The 15258-nt window shown below is 65.9% G+C and carries 11 protein-coding genes; 3 read left to right on the top strand and 8 right to left on the bottom strand.

Annotated features, from left to right (window positions below; all coding sequences use genetic code 11):
* The first annotated feature begins 87 nt into the window (after positions 1-87).
* Positions 88-474, top strand: coding sequence for a cupin domain-containing protein (locus CHB88_RS10430; RefSeq protein ID WP_245844888.1), 387 nt, complete (start codon positions 88-90; stop codon positions 472-474).
* A gap of 93 nt (positions 475-567) precedes the next feature.
* Here CHB88_RS10430 and CHB88_RS10425 read toward each other — a convergent pair whose 3' ends face one another.
* The 5 genes from CHB88_RS10425 to prpB all read right to left on the bottom strand — a co-directional run bounded on the left by CHB88_RS10425 (position 568) and on the right by prpB (position 8597).
* Complete coding sequence (locus CHB88_RS10425) at positions 568-2457, bottom strand: propionate--CoA ligase (protein WP_089399261.1); 1890 nt, start codon at positions 2455-2457, stop codon at positions 568-570.
* 209 nt (positions 2458-2666) lie between these two features.
* Positions 2667-3857, bottom strand: a complete 1191-nt coding sequence (gene prpF / locus CHB88_RS10420) for a 2-methylaconitate cis-trans isomerase PrpF (protein WP_089399260.1) — start codon at positions 3855-3857, stop codon at positions 2667-2669.
* A 27-nt stretch (positions 3858-3884) separates the two neighbouring features.
* On the bottom strand, positions 3885-6497 hold the full coding sequence (gene acnD / locus CHB88_RS10415; protein ID WP_089399259.1) for a Fe/S-dependent 2-methylisocitrate dehydratase AcnD: 2613 nt from the start codon (positions 6495-6497) through the stop codon (positions 3885-3887).
* A gap of 27 nt (positions 6498-6524) precedes the next feature.
* Positions 6525-7679: a bifunctional 2-methylcitrate synthase/citrate synthase gene (gene prpC, locus CHB88_RS10410; RefSeq protein ID WP_089399258.1), complete on the bottom strand. Its 1155-nt coding sequence runs from the start codon at positions 7677-7679 to the stop codon at positions 6525-6527.
* Positions 7680-7706: 27 nt separating this feature from the next.
* The gene (gene prpB, locus CHB88_RS10405) at positions 7707-8597 is read right to left on the bottom strand and encodes a methylisocitrate lyase (protein WP_089399257.1); all 891 of its coding nucleotides are present in this window, start codon (positions 8595-8597) and stop codon (positions 7707-7709) included.
* A 218-nt stretch (positions 8598-8815) separates the two neighbouring features.
* Between prpB and prpR the strand changes: the two genes are divergently transcribed.
* Entirely contained in the window at positions 8816-10459 is a 1644-nt protein-coding gene (gene prpR / locus CHB88_RS10400) for a propionate catabolism operon regulatory protein PrpR (protein WP_089399256.1), read from the top strand.
* 95 nt (positions 10460-10554) lie between these two features.
* Positions 10555-10746 carry a DUF1289 domain-containing protein gene (locus CHB88_RS10395; RefSeq protein ID WP_089399255.1) on the top strand — a complete coding sequence of 64 codons (192 nt, stop codon included), beginning with the start codon at positions 10555-10557 and terminating at the stop codon, positions 10744-10746.
* A 43-nt stretch (positions 10747-10789) separates the two neighbouring features.
* Here the strand turns inward: CHB88_RS10395 and cls are convergent, their stop codons facing one another.
* The 3 genes from cls to glnL all read right to left on the bottom strand — a co-directional run bounded on the left by cls (position 10790) and on the right by glnL (position 15086).
* On the bottom strand, positions 10790-12061 hold the full coding sequence (gene cls, locus CHB88_RS10390; protein ID WP_089399376.1) for a cardiolipin synthase: 1272 nt from the start codon (positions 12059-12061) through the stop codon (positions 10790-10792).
* Between the two features lie 293 nt (positions 12062-12354).
* Positions 12355-13932: a nitrogen regulation protein NR(I) gene (gene ntrC, locus CHB88_RS10385; protein WP_089399254.1), complete on the bottom strand. Its 1578-nt coding sequence runs from the start codon at positions 13930-13932 to the stop codon at positions 12355-12357.
* A 53-nt stretch (positions 13933-13985) separates the two neighbouring features.
* Complete coding sequence (gene glnL / locus CHB88_RS10380) at positions 13986-15086, bottom strand: nitrogen regulation protein NR(II) (RefSeq protein ID WP_176442410.1); 1101 nt, start codon at positions 15084-15086, stop codon at positions 13986-13988.
* Between the last annotated feature and the right edge of the window lie 172 nt (positions 15087-15258).

Here is a 15258-nt window from a genome sequence, read left to right as displayed (position 1 = left end):
GTTCCGGATCTTCCCTGTTCATCGCTTCCGCGGCGCCGATACTGAAGCTGCGCCCGGCGCGGGCGCTTCTTCATCGAGGAGAAAGACATGAACGAAGTCATGGAAAAGACGGAGGCGCTGATAAGGAAACCGATCAACCAGCCGGATGAGGTCAGGACCTTCCTGGACGACAAGGGACGCCTGTCGGTATTCGGCGTCGGCGGCTGCACGCTCGGGCGCGGCGAATTCCAGCCGGGCTGGCGCTGGAGCATGCATGTCAAGCCGATGGCGGGAACCGACTCCTGCAAGGCGGCGCACACCGGGATCATCCTGTCCGGCAAGATGTGCGTGCACATGGACAATGGCGAGGAAGTGACCTACCAGGAAGGCGACGCTTTCTACATGCCGCCCGGCCACGACGCCTGGGTGGTGGGAGACCAGCCCTGCATGCTGATCGATTTCACCGGCGCCGAGCATTACGCCGTCAAGCATTGATCACTGGGCAGGCAGCAATCCGGCCATGCCGGAAAACCGGAAGAAGCCCGTCGTCGGGCTTCTTTCTTCCTGAATCGGCGGGAACGACGAGGCTCAGCCCCCGACGGCGTCCCTCACATGCTGCAGGGATGCCGGATCTTCGATGGTGGTGAGGTCGCCTGGATCCCTGCCTTCGCAGATGGCCTGAATGGAGCGCCGCAGCAGCTTGCCCGAGCGCGTCTTCGGCAGCAGCGGCACGAAATACACCCGTGCCGGACGCCCGACGGCACCGAGCTGCCTGTCCACCGTGGCCATGACGTCGCCTTCCAGCGCCAGCTTCTGCTCCATCGTTTCCGCCTGCTCCGGATGCTTGAGGATGGCGAAGGCGACCGCTACCTGTCCCTTGAGCTTGTCGGCGATGCCGACCACCGCCACCTCCGACACGTTCGGATGGCTGGCGATGCTTTCCTCGATTTCCCGCGTGCCGAGCCGGTGGCCGGCGACGTTGATCACGTCGTCGGTGCGGCCGAGGATGAAGTAGTAACCGTCGGCGTCGCGAACGCCCCAGTCGAAAGTCGAGTAGACCTGGCGGTCCGGAATGTTGGACCAATAGGTGTTGACGAAGCGCTCGTCGTCGCCGAACACCGTCTGCATGCAGCCCGGCGGCAGCGGCCCCTCGATCACCACCACGCCCTTCTGGTTCGGTCCGCACTCCTCGCCGGTGGCTTCGTCGATCAGCTTCACCTTGTAGCCGTACATCGGCTTGCCCGGGCTGCCGAGGCGGGTCGGCGTATCGTCGATGCCGCGCGCCACCGTGAGGATGGGCCAGCCGGTCTCGGTCTGCCAGTAGTTGTCGATGATGGGCACGCCCAGCTCGCCCGAGATCCATTGGGCCGTCGGCTCGTCCAGCGGCTCGCCGGCCAGGAACAGCGCCTTGAGCGAGGAGATGTCGTGCTTCTTCATGAATTCCGCCGGCTGCTTCTTCAGCACCCGCACCGCCGTCGGCGCCGAGAACATGGCCGTCACCCTGTACTTCTCCACGATGCTCCACCAGATGCCGGCGTCGGGCCGGATCGGCAAGCCTTCGTACATGATGGTGGCCATGCCGGCGATCAGCGGACCGTAGACGATGTAGCTGTGGCCGACCACCCAGCCGATGTCCGACGTGGAGAAGAAGGTGCCGCCAGGCTGGCCGAGGAAGATGTATTTCATCGACGCGGCCAGCGCCACCGCGTATCCGCCGACGTCGCGCTGCACGCCCTTGGGCTTGCCGGTGGTGCCGGAGGTGTAGAGGATGTAGGAAATCTCGTTCGACTCCAGCCAGGTCACCGGCACCTGCGCATGCATGTGCTGCTCGCGCGCCAGCGCATAGTCGACGTCGCGTCCGTCCACCTTGTCCATCGGCGCCAGGCCGCGATCTACCATCAGCACTTTCGCCGGCTTGTGGCTGGCGCGGCCGATGGCTTCGTCCAGCAGCGGCTTGTAGGGCACCACCTTGCCGGCGCGGGAGCCGGCGTCTGCGGAGACGATCAGCTTCGGCTGCGCATCGTCGATGCGGGTGGCAAGGCTGTTGGCGGCGAAGCCGCCGAACACCACCGAGTGGATGGCGCCGATGCGGGCGCAGGCCAGCATGGCGAAGGCGGCCTCGGCGATCATCGGCATGTAGATCAGCACCCGGTCGCCGCGGCCGACGCCGAGCGACTGCATGATGGCGGCGGTGCGCATGACTTCCTGGTGCAGCTCGCGCACGCTGTACACCTTCTCGGTATCGGTCTCGGTGGAGATGGCGATCAGCGCTGGCTGGTCGCCGCGGGTATCGAGCCAGCGGTCGATGGCGTTGTGGCAGAGGTTGGTTTCGCCGCCGACGAACCATCGCGTGAACGGCGGTCGGGAATAGTCGAGCGTTTCGCTGAAAGGCTTGTTCCAGCCGATGAGGGTGGCCTGCTCCGCCCAGAAGCCCTGCGGGTCGTCGACCGACCGCTGATGGAAGTCCGTGAAGTTCATGATGTCTCCTGCACTCCGTGAAAGGGAACCGGAACTGCGGTGGCTTTATTGGCGGAGGCTCGGCTGTTTGCGGCATCCATCGTGCCCGCCGCGCGGGCGTTTCTTGCACCGTTGATGTGGACATTGTGTGCCTGCCCACTTACTGCGCACTTACATTTTTTGGATGCAATCGCCTGTGCGGAGCCGGACCGGCCGGCTCCGCACAGGCATCAGAACGCGTCGCCCGGCACGCGCACCCAGCCTTCCATCAGGACCCGCGCGCTGCGGCTCATGATGGCCTTGGTGACGGTCCATTCGCCGTTCGCCTGCGTCGCCTCGGCGCCGACGCGCAGCGTGCCGGAGGGATGGCCGAAGCGGGTGGCGGTGCGGGTGCCGCCGCCGGCCGCCAGGTTCACCAGCGTGCCCGGCACCGCCGCCGCGGTGGCGATGGCGACCGCCACCGTGCCCGGCGAAGCATGGTGCAGCTTGCCCATGGAGAGGGTGCGCACCAGCACGTCGATGTCGTTTGGGCCGACCTGCTTGCCGCTCGACGCGGTATAGGCAGCCGGCCTGGCGACGAAGGCCACCTTGGGCGTGTGCTGCCGCTTGCCCGCCTCATCCACATGCTTGATCAGCCCCATGCGCACCGCGCCGTGGGCGCGGATGGTCTCGAACATCTTCAGCGCCCGCGCATCGCCGTTGATGGCGTCCTGCAGCTCGGTGCCCTGGTAGTCGATGGCGTCGGCATTGATGAAGATGGTCGGGATGCCGGCGTTGATCATGGTCGCCTTCAGGGTGCCGACGCCCGGCACCTCCAGGTCGTCGACCAGGTTCCCGGTCGGGAACATGGAGCCCTCGGCGCCCTCCTCCTCGGCCGCCGGGTCGAGGAATTCGAGCTGCACCTCGGCCGCCGGAAAGGCGACGCCATCCAGCTCGAAATCGCCGGTTTCCTGCACCGCGCCATTGGTCATCGGCACATGGGCGATGATGGTCTTGCCGATGTTGGCCTGCCAGATGCGCACGGTGGCGATGCCATCCTTCGGCACCCGCGCCGGATCGATCAGGCCGTTGCTGATGGCAAAGGGGCCGACGGCGGCGGTGAGGTTGCCGCAGTTGCCGCTCCAGTCGACGAACCTGGTATCGATGGAGACCTGGCCGAACAGGTAGTCGACGTCATGATCCGGCTGGCTGCTCCTGGAGATGATCACCGTCTTGCTGGTGCTGGAGGTGGCGCCGCCCATGCCGTCGATCTGCTTGCCGTAGGGGTCGGGGCTGCCGATGACGCGCATCAGCAGCGCATCGCGCGCCGCGCCCGGCGCCTGGGCCGCTTCCGGCAGATCCTGCAGCCGGAAGAACACGCCCTTGCTGGTGCCGCCGCGCATGTAGGTGGCGGGAATCTTGATTTGGGGTACGTGGGACATGAATGGTTTCCTCGTGTTTGCTTCGCGTTATGCCGCAGCCTTGGTTGACGCCAGGAAGTCCTGGGCGAAGCGCTGCAGCACGCCGCCGGCTTCATAGATGGCGACTTCTTCTGCCGTATCCAGGCGGCAGGTAACGGGCACTTCCAGCGTCTCGCCGCTGCGGCGGGTGATCACCAGCGTCAGCGTGGCGCGCGGCTTGCGCTCGCCGATCACGTCATAGGTTTCGCTGCCGTCGATGCCCAGCGTCTTGCGGTCCGTGCCCGGCTTGAACTCCAGCGGCAGCACGCCCATGCCGACCAGGTTGGTGCGGTGGATGCGCTCGAAGCCTTCCGCGACGATGGCTTCCACGCCGGCCAGGCGCACGCCCTTGGCGGCCCAGTCGCGGGAAGAGCCCTGGCCGTAGTCGGCGCCGGCGATGATGATCAGCGGCTGCTTGCGCTCCATGTAGGTCTCGATCGCTTCCCACATGCGGGCAACCTTGCCTTCCGGCTCGATGCGGGCCAGCGATCCCGCCTTCACCTTGCCGTCCACCACGACCATCTCGTTGACGAGGGTCGGGTTGGCGAAGGTGGCGCGCTGGGCGGTCAGGTGGTCGCCGCGGTGGGTGGCGTAGGAATTGAAATCCTCCTCCGGCAAGCCCATCCTGGCGAGATATTCGCCGGCGGCGCTGTCGGCCAGGATGGCGTTGGACGGCGACAGGTGGTCGGTGGTGATGTTGTCGCCCAGCACCGCCAGCGGCACCATGCCCTTGAGGGTGCGCGGGCTGGCCGCCAGCGCGCCCTGCCCTTCCTTGTCCCAGTACGGCGGCCGGCGGATGTAGGTGCTCGTCGGCCGCCAGTCGTAGAGCGGGCTCACCGTCTCGGTGGAAGCCTGCTGCGGCGCGAACATCGGGATGTAGACCTTGCGGAAATGCTCCGGCTTGACGCTGGAAGCGATGATGGCATCGATCTCCTCGTCGGACGGCCAGATGTCGGCCAGGCGCACCGGCTTGCCGTCGTCATCCTGGCCGAGCACATCCTTCTCGATGTCGAAGCGGATGGTGCCGGCGATGGCGTAGGCCACCACCAGCGGCGGCGAGGCGAGGAAAGCCTGCTTGGCGTAAGGATGGATGCGGCCGTCGAAGTTGCGGTTGCCGGAGAGGACCGCGGTGGCGTACAGGTCGCGCTCGATGATTTCCTTCTGGATCGCCGGATCGAGCGCGCCGGACATGCCGTTGCAGGTGGTGCAGGCGAAGGCCACCACGCCGAAGCCGAGCCGCTCAAGCTCGGGCAGCAGGCCGGCCTCCTCCAGGTACAGCGCCACCGTCTTCGATCCCGGCGCCAGCGAGCTCTTCACCCAGGGCTTGCGCAGCAGGCCGCGCCGGTTCGCATTGCGGGCCAGGAGGCCGGCGGCGATCATGTTGCGCGGGTTGTTGGTATTGGTGCAGCTGGTGATGGCGGCGATGATCACCGCGCCGTCCGGCATCAGGCCGGGCTCGTTCTCCACCTTGCCGGCGATGCCGCGCGCCGCCAGCTCCGAGGTCGGCACCCGCTTGTGCGGATTGCTCGGGCCGGCGATATTGCGCACCACCGAGGACAGGTCGAAGCGCAGCACGCGCTCGTACTCGGCCTGCTTGAGCGTGTCGGACCAGAGGCCGGTTTCCTTCGCGTAGATTTCCACCAGGCGCACCAGCCCATCCTCGCGGCCGGTGAGCTTCAGGTACTTGATGGTCTGCTCGTCGATGGAGAACATCGCCGCGGTGGCGCCGAACTCCGGCGCCATGTTGGAGATGGTGGCGCGGTCGCCCAGGGTCAGGCTGGATGCGCCCTCGCCGTAGAACTCGAGGTAGGCCGACACCACCTTTTCCTTGCGCAGGAATTCGGTCAGCGCCAGCACGATGTCGGTGGCGGTGATGCCGGGCCCGGCCTTGCCAGTCAGCTCCACGCCGACGATGTCCGGCAGGCGCATCCAGGATGCGCGGCCGAGCATCACCGTCTCCGCTTCCAGGCCGCCGACGCCGACGGCGATCACGCCCAGCGCATCCACCATCGGCGTGTGGCTGTCGGTGCCGACCAGGGTATCCGGGAAGGCGACGCCGTCACGCACCTGGATCACCGGGCTCATGCGCTCCAGGTTGATCTGGTGCAGGATGCCGTTGCCCGGCGGGATCACGTCGACGTTCTTGAAGGCTTCCTTGGTCCAGTTGATGAAGTCGAAGCGGTCCTCGTTGCGGCGGTCCTCGATCGCTCGGTTCTTCTCGAAGGCATCCTTGTCGAAGCCGCCGCACTCGACGGCGAGCGAATGGTCGACCACCAGCTGGGTCGGCACCACCGGATTGACCAGCGCGGGATCGCCGCCCTGGGCAGCGATGGCGTCGCGCAGGCCGGCCAGGTCCACCAGCGCGGTCTGGCCGAGGATGTCGTGGCAGACCACGCGCGCCGGGAACCAGGGGAAGTCGAGGTCGCGCCGGCGCTCGATGAGCTGCCTGAGCGAGTCGGTCAGCGTCGCCGGGTCGCAGCGGCGCACCAGGTTCTCCGCCAGCACGCGCGAAGTGTACGGCAGCTTGTCATAGGCGCCGGGCTGGATGGCATCGACGGCGGCGCGCGCATCGAAGTAATCCAGGTCGGTGCCCGGCAGTGTCTTGCGGTATTGGGTATTCATGGAGGCTCGATCGGTGATGGTTTCTGCTTACTCGCGGTCCTGGATCGGCACGAACTTCAGGTCTTCCGGGCCGACGTAGTTGGCACTCGGGCGGATGATCTTGTTGTCGATGCGCTGCTCGATGATGTGGGCCGACCAGCCGGAGGTGCGGGCGATCACGAACAGCGGCGTGAACATCGCCGTCGGCACGCCCATCATGTGATACGACACGGCCGAGAACCAGTCCAGGTTGGGGAACATCTTCTTCACGTCCCACATCACGCTTTCCAGGCGCTCGGCGATGTCGAACATCTTCATCGAGCCGGCGTCCTGCGACAGCTGGCGCGCCACGTCCTTGATCACCTTGTTGCGCGGGTCGGAAACGGTGTAGACCGGATGGCCGAAGCCGATGATGACTTCCTTGTTCTCCACGCGGCGGCGGATGTCGGCCTCGGCCTCGTCGGCATTGTCGTAGCGTTTCTGGATCTCGAACGCCACTTCATTCGCGCCGCCGTGCTTGGGGCCGCGCAGCGCGCCGATGGCGCCGGTGATGGCGGAATGCATGTCAGAGCCGGTGCCGGCCACCACGCGGGCGGTGAAGGTGGAGGCGTTGAACTCATGCTCGGCGTAGAGGATGAGCGAGGTGTGCATCGCGCGCTCCCACAGCGGAGAGGGCTTCTGGCCGTGCAGCAGGTGCAGGAAGTGGGCGCCGATGGAGTCGTCGTCGGTCTCGACCTCGATGCGCTTGCCGTTGTGGCTGTAGTGGTACCAGTACAGCAGCATGGAGCCGAGCGAAGCCATCAGCTTGTCGGCGATGTCGCGCGCGCCGGGGATGTTGTGGTCATCCTTCTCCGGCAGGGCGCAGCCGAGCGCCGAGACGCCGGTGCGCATCACGTCCATCGGGTGCGAAGCCGCCGGCAACGCTTCCAGCACCGCCTTCACATTGGCCGGCAGGCCGCGCAGCATCTTCAGCTTGGCCTTGTAGCCTCGCAGCTCGGCGGCGTTGGGCAGCTTGCCATGCACCAGCAGGTAGGCGATTTCCTCGAATTCGCAGGCTTCCGCCACGTCCAGGATGTCGTAGCCGCGGTAGTGCAGGTCGTTGCCGGTGCGGCCGACGGTGCACAGCGCAGTATTGCCGGCGGTGACGCCGGACAGCGCGACGGATTTCTTCGGCTTGAAGCCGCTTGCCTGTTGTTCGCTCATGGTGATCTCCTCGTTTTCGGCTATGGATTATTTGGCTTTTTGCTGGGCGAACAGCGCATCCAGCTTCTGCTCGAAGTCGTGGTAGTTGATGCGCTCGTACAGCTCCATGCGGGTCTGCATGGTGTCGACCACCGCCTTCTGGCTGCCGTCGCGGCGAATGGCGGTATAAACGTTCTCGGCCGCCTTGTTCATGGCGCGGAAGGCCGACAGCGGATACAGCACCAGTCCGACGTCGACGCCGCGCAGCTCTTCCACCGTGTACAGCGGCGTGGCGCCGAATTCGGTGATGTTGGCCAGGATGGGCACCTTCACCGCGTCGGCGAAGGTCTTGTACATGTCCAGCGTGGTGATGGCTTCCGGGAACACCATGTCGGCGCCGGCTTCGACGCAGGCGATGGCGCGGTCCAGCGCCGCCTCCAGCCCCTCGACGGCGAGCGCGTCGGTGCGGGCCATGATGACGAAGTTCTCGTCGGTGCGGGCATCCACCGCCGCCTTGATGCGGTCCACCATCTCCTGCTTGCTGACGATTTCCTTGTTCGGGCGGTGGCCGCAGCGCTTGGCGCCGACCTGGTCCTCGATGTGCATGGCGGCGGCGCCGAACTTGATCATCGACTTCACCGTGCGGGCGACGTTGAAGGCGGACGAGCCGAAGCCGGTGTCGACGTCGACCAGCAGCGGCAGGTCGCAGACGTCGGTGATGCGGCGCACGTCGGTCAGCACGTCGTCGAGGTTGGAGATGCCGAGGTCCGGCAGGCCGAGGGAGCCGGCGGCGACGCCGCCGCCGGAAAGATAGATGGCCTTGAAGCCGGCCCGCTTGGCCAGCAGCGCATGGTTGGCGTTGATCGCGCCGACCACCTGAAGCGGCGATTCTTCCCTGACGGCCTGGCGGAAGGCGGCGCCTGCGGAACGAAGTGTCATGTTTTCCCCTGTTGTCTGGTTGCTGCGTTGTGTTTCGTGAATCTTGCGGCTCTCTCCAGTGCAAGCCATGTGCCATCGTTGCGGCGCCGCCATGACGTCACCAGTCTTCATCATTTTTTATTTCATTTCAATGACTTACGGGTATTTTCGGAAGCAGACAGGATTTCACTGTTTCACAAGTCATGTTACATTGGCCAGACTGAAACATTTCCTGAAACATGAAACACTTGCGCCTTTCCCGCCGCGATGATGCCGAGAAACCGATTTTCTGGACGGTATCGATTTCCCGTTTGTCCGATCTGTTTCGCGACATCACGCCCGAGTTCGACGACGATGCCCTCATCGAGCCGATTCACCTCGGCTTCGAGGACGCCGTCAGACACATCCGCGAGCGGCTGGAAACGGAGCCCTGCGATGCGGTGATCGCCGCCGGCTCGAATGCCGCCTACCTCAAGAGCCGGCTGCCGGTGCCGGTGGTGATCGCCCGCGCCAGCGGCTTCGACGTCATGCAGGCGCTGGCCCGGGCGCGCAAGATATCGGATCAGGTGGCGGTGGTCACTTATCAGGAATCCATGCCCGAGCTGATCGAGCTGCAGTCCGCCTTTGGATTGGCGCTGGTGCAGCGCGCCTATGTCACCGAGCAGGATGCGCGCGCCCAGATCAGCGAACTGAAGGCCTCCGGCATCCGGGTGGTGGTCGGCCCCGGCCTGGTGAACGACCTGGCGGAGGAAGCGGGGCTCACCGGCATCTTCCTGTATTCGGCCGCCTCGATCCGGCAAGCCTTCGAGGATGCGCTGGAAATCGCCCGCCTGACGCGGCTGGAATCCGGCCGCGCGCGCGGCAATGCCGATACCCGGCGGGCGCGCCACGGCCTGGCGGACCTGCGCGGGGAATCGGCGGCGATGGAGCAGACCCGCCACGCCATTCAGCTCTTCGCCCGCTCGCCGGCGACGGTGCTGATCCAGGGCGAGACCGGCAGCGGCAAGGAGCTGGCGGCCCAGGCCCTGCACCGGGAAAGCCTGCGCGCGCGCCAGCCCTTCATCGCCGTCAACTGCGGCGCGGTGGCCGAATCGCTGCTGGAGTCGGAGCTGTTCGGTTACGAGGAAGGCGCCTTTACCGGCTCTCGCCGCGGCGGCCATGCGGGCCTGTTCGAAGCCGCCGACCGGGGCACCCTGTTCCTCGACGAGATCGGCGAAATGCCGCTGTCGCTGCAGACGCGCCTGCTGCGGGTGCTGGAAGAGCGGGAGGTGGTGCGGGTGGGCGGCACCCGGCCGGTGCCGGTGAATGTGCGCATCGTCAGCGCCACCCATTGCGACCTCGACCAGCGGGTGGCCGACGGCCGCTTCCGCGCCGACCTGTTCTACCGCCTCGGCGTGCTGCGCCTGACGCTGCCGCCGCTGCGCGAGCGGCGCGAAGATGTGATCGGGCTGGCGCAGTGGCACCTGAAGCAGGCGCTGGCCGCCCTCGGCGCCCGGCCGCATGCCAATCTGCATGCGGAACTGGCGGCCTGCGCGCCGCTGCTGGAGAACTACCGCTGGCCGGGCAATGTGCGGGAGCTGAGGAACCTGATGGAAAGGCTGGCGCTGTTCCTGGCCTCGACGCCGCTGCAGGCGCTGTCGCCCAGCTTCCTGCTCGGGGTGGCGCCGGAACTCGGCGGTGCTTCAAGCGCTCCGTCCTCTCCGCCGGCATCTGCCATGCCGCAGCGGACGCCTGCACCGCCAGCCGCCGCGCCCACGCCGGAGGACGCCGCTCGGGCACTGGCCCGCTGCGGCGGCAACCGGCAGGCGGCGGCCGACCAGCTCGGCATCAGCCGCACCACGCTGTGGCGTCTGATGCGCAGGGAAAAGCCGCCAGGCATGTGAGGGATGCCAACCGGGGCGGAACGAGGCTGGCCCCGGCGTCCCTGCCGGCCGCGTTTGGATGGTAAAGTGCCGTCTGCGTTTTCTCCGAGGTTCCCATGCAAGATTCCCCGTCCAAGCGGCCCGACACGCCCTGCGTCGCCGTCTGCTCCACCACCTTCGACGATGTCTGCCGGGGCTGCGGCCGCACCGTGGCGGAAGTGGCGAACTGGGTCTTCATGTCGGCGGAGGAAAAGGACAAGGTATGGGTGCGCATCCTGGCCGAGGGCTACCCGCGCCGCAACAGCTGAAACCGGCTCTGCCGTTTTCCCTGGCGCTGCCTTTTTGCCTCTTCTATAGCTGTCCGCCGAACAGCGACAGCACATGCTCCGCAGCCCGTTCCAGCAGCGGACGGTTTTCCCACGCCTGCAGCGTGATGCGCTTCGAGCGCTTCAGATCCTCGTCGAATACCTGCGTCATCTGGCGCGCGAATGCCTCGTCGTAGATGTTGAGGTTGGCTTCGTCGTTGAGGCGGAAGGAGCGCGGATCGAAGTTGGTGGAACCGGTCGATACCAGGAAGCCGTCGACGATCATGATCTTGCAGTGGTACATGGTGGGCTGGTACTCGTGGATCTCGATGCCCGCCCGCAGCAAGGCGCCCCAGCGTGCGCGCGATGCGCGCCGCACCACCTCGGTATCGATATGCTCGCCCGGCGTGATGATCCTGATCTTCACGCCGCGCTTGGCCGCCTCCACCAACGCCCCGACCGCAAGATCGTCCGGCACGAAATAGGAATTGGCCAGCAGGATGCTCTGGCTGGACGAGGCGATCGACAGCAGGTACATCAGGTGCATGCTTTCGCTGCCGCCGGTAGGCGAGCTGCTGAACATCTGCGCCGCTACGTCGCCCGTATTGGGTACCAGCGGCAGATAATCGTCGCCATGCAGCACCTTGCCGGTCGCCTTGGTCCAGTTGTCGAGGAACACCGCCTGGAAGGTGGCCGCCACCGGCCCCTCCACCCGGAAGTGCGAGTCGCGCCAGTGCTGCGGATCCTGGGCATTCCCGTCCCATTGGTCGGCGATGCCGACGCCGCCGGTGAAGCCGATGCGGCCATCGATTATCAGCAGCTTGCGGTGGGTGCGGTTGTTGAGGCGGGTGAGCGTGTCCCAGGTCGGCTTGTGGTAGCGTTCCACTTCCACTCCCGCCCGCTTCATCTCTTCCAGCATCGCCTCGTCCATCTTCGCGCTGCCGACCCAGTCGAGCAGCACATGCACCTTGACGCCGGCCGCCGCCCGCTCCTTCAGCGCGTCGGCGAAGGCGCGCCCCACTTCACCCGACCAATAGATATAGGTTTCGAAGGTAATCGTCTTGCGCGCTGACCGGATCGCTTCCAGCATGGCCGGGAAAATCTCTTTGCCGTTCTCAAAATGGCGCACCTGGTTGCCGCGCATGATCGAAGGCCCGAGCAGCACGCCCATGGAGCGCAGGTATTGCGGATCGCGCACGTCGTAGAGGTGATGAACCTGCACCTCGATCTTCTTCTCCCCGGTCATGAAATTGGCGACGACCAGGGCCAGGCCCAGGGTCAGGACAACCGCGACGGCGATCTGGAAGAAGCGTTTCATTGTTTCCGGAATGGAGAAGGTACGGAGGCGGCAAAATGCCGCCATGCCGAACGAGCGTACGTCGCAGGCGGGATCATTGCCTTGCGGTGCATAAAGCTTCGGCGGCACGCAGCGATGCCCAGCGCAAGGAGAATGGCGCTTGGCGCCCTTTTCTGCAGCAGATCGATGCGCATGCTGCACCAGGATGAACGGCGCAGCACCCAAAATGATGCGCAGCCCGGCGTGCCAGAAACGGAAAACAAAAAAGCCGCATGCGTGGCATGCGGCTCCAGGAGAGCGGCTCGGGTCAAGCGTCAGTCGTCGCTGGCGCCGTCGATGCCGAGTTCGTGGATCTTGCGGGTGATGGTGTTGCGGCCGATGCCGAGACGGATCGCCGCGTCGTTCTTGCGGCCGTGAGTATGCTTCAGCGCCGTCTTGATCACCGCAGACTCGAACTTGCGTCCGAGCGCGTCCATCACCTCGGGCTGACCGGCGGCCAGCAATTGCGCCGCCTCGGTTTCGAGCAGGGTGATCCAGCTCGGCTTGGGTTCCGACGGCCGCAGCGCAATGTCGGGGCCGGAGACGGGAGCGGGCATGGACGGCATTGAATACGGGCTTGGCATGCCTCCCGCAAGCATGGCAACGGGCGCCGGTTCGCTCGCGATGGCATGGCTGGCGGCGCGTTCCCAGACAGGCGCCGGCGCCGCGCTCGGCATGGGCACGACGGCGACGGGCTCATGTCCCTGGATCAGATCCTGCGGCAGATCCTTGACTTCCACCGTCTGCCCGGGTGCCATGACGGTGATCCAGTTGCACAGGTTTTCCAGCTGCCGCACGTTGCCGGGCAGTTCCAGGCTGGCGAGGAAGGCCATGGCGCTGTCGGACATGCGCTTGGCTTCCACGCCGAGCTGTCGGGCGCTCTGCGCCAGGAAATGGCGGGTCAGCAGCGGGATGTCCTCGCGCCGTTCGCGCAGGCTGGGAAGGCGCAGGCGGATCACGTTGAGGCGGTGATACAAGTCTTCGCGGAACAGCCCTTCCTTCACCCGCTGCTCCAGGTTCTGGTGGGTGGCGGCGATGACGCGCACGTTGGCCTTGAGCGGCTGATGGCCGCCGACGCGGTAGAAATGGCCGTCCGACAGCACCCGCAGCAGACGGGTCTGCAGGTCGAAGGGCATGTCGCCGATCTCGTCGAGGAAAAGAGTGCCGTTCTCCGCCTGCTCGAAGCGGCCTCGCCGCATGGCCTGCGCGCCGGTGAACGCGCCGCGCTCATGGCCGAACAGTTCGGACTCGAGCAAGTCCTTGGGAATGGCGGCGGTGTTGAGCGCGATGTACGGCTGGCTGGCGCGCGGGCTGTGCTTGTGCAGGGCGCGGGCGACCAGCTCCTTGCCGGTGCCGGATTCGCCGGTGATGAGCACCGTCACGTTGGACTGCGACAGGCGGCCGATGGCGCGGAACACGTCCTGCATCGCCGGCGCCTGGCCAAGGATTTCCGGAGTGTCGTCGCTAGCCTGCTCGACGTCGGCCTCGCGCAGGCTTTCCTCCAGCGCGCGGCGGATCAGCTCCACCGCCTTGTCGACGTCGAAGGGCTTGGCCAGGTATTCGAAGGCGCCGCCCTGGAACGCGGCCACCGCCGAGTCGAGGTCGGAGAAGGCGGTGATGATGATGACCGGCAGGCCGGGATGGCGCGCCTTCACCGCCTGCAGCAGTTCGAGGCCGGTTTCGCCTGGCATGCGGATGTCGGAGACCAGCACCTGCGGCGTGCTGGTCTCGAGCGCGATCATCGCATCGCGGGCGTTGGCAAAGCTCCTGGTGGCCAGGTTCTCGCGTGCCAGTGCTTTCTCGAGTACCCAGCGGATTGATTCATCGTCGTCGACTATCCAGATTGGCTTCATGCTGTTGTTGGTGTCCTGGTGTATGGCGTTGATCTGGCACGTTCATGCTGCATTCAGGGCAGCGGGATCAAGATCCTGAAGTCGGTGCATCCGGGCCGGCTGGCACATTCGATCACGCCGAGATGCTGCTGCACGAAAGTCTGCGCCAGGGTCAGTCCGAGTCCGCTGCCGCCCTCCCTGCCGGATACCAGCGGATAGAAGATGCGATCGCGGATGTCCTCGGGAATGCCGGGTCCGTTGTCGATGATATGCAAGTCTAGTGCCAGCCTGTAACGAACTTTGGCGAGCGTCACCTGGCGCGCGACGCGGGTCTGCAGCACCAGTTCCGCATCGCCGGCCTTGATGCGGTCCGAAAGCGACTGCGCCGCATTGCGCGCGATGTTGAGCACCGCCTGGATCAGCTGCTCCTTGTCGCCGCGGAATTCGGGCAGCGAGAGATCGTAGTCGCGCCGGATGCTGAGGCCCGACGGGAACTCGGCCATCATCAGGCTGCGCACGCGCTCGAACACTTCATGGATGTTGACGTCGCCGACGATATGCGGGCGGCGATGCGGCGCCAGCAGCCGGTCGACCAGTGTCTGCAGGCGGTCCGCCTCCTTGATGATCACCTGGGTATATTCGCGCAGCTCCTTCAGATGCCGCTCCGGCAGCTCCAGCTCCAGCAGCTGCGCCGCGCCGCGGATGCCGCCGAGCGGATTCTTGATCTCGTGCGCGAGATTGCGGATCAGCTCCTTGTTGGCCTGCCCCTGCTCCAGCAGCCGCTCCTCGCGGTCGAGCTTGAGCTGCTGCACGTTCTCGCGCAGTTCGATCAGCACCGGCGTGTCGGGACTGTCGAGCGCGGTGACGATCACATGAACGTGCAGCGGCACCCGGCCGGGACGCTCCAGCACCAGGTCGAGGCGCTTGTCGGCGAACTTGTGCTGCACCGCCTCGACGAAGATGCTGGCAAGGTCGCTGCCATTCAGGAAGAGCGAGTCCAGCGCCTGGTTGGCGAGCGCCTTGAACGACGATTCGAGCAGATGTTCGGCGGCAGGATTGGCGTAGATGACGCGGCCGGCATTGTCGAGGATGAGCACCGCCGAGGACAGCAGGTCGAGGCCGGCCAGCATGGCGGGCGCGTCCTTGAGCGAGATGGTTTTTGACGAGGCAGGCATGCTGGCTTGAGCTGGCGTGTCGAAGACGGCAGGAAAAAGTTGGGCGGATTTCAATTCACTCAATCGGGATCGGTCCGCTTCGACCGAAGACGGCGTTCGCGGCAGCGCAAGCGGATAGTATCCGCCGAATGCGCCGAGTTGTCCTGAGCGGGGCTTTGGCTTCACAGCCCCG

The organism is Noviherbaspirillum humi (assembly GCF_900188095.1).
GTDB classification, from domain to species: domain Bacteria; phylum Pseudomonadota; class Gammaproteobacteria; order Burkholderiales; family Burkholderiaceae_D; genus Noviherbaspirillum; species Noviherbaspirillum humi.
This window is presented reverse-complemented; position numbering and strand designations above follow the sequence as displayed.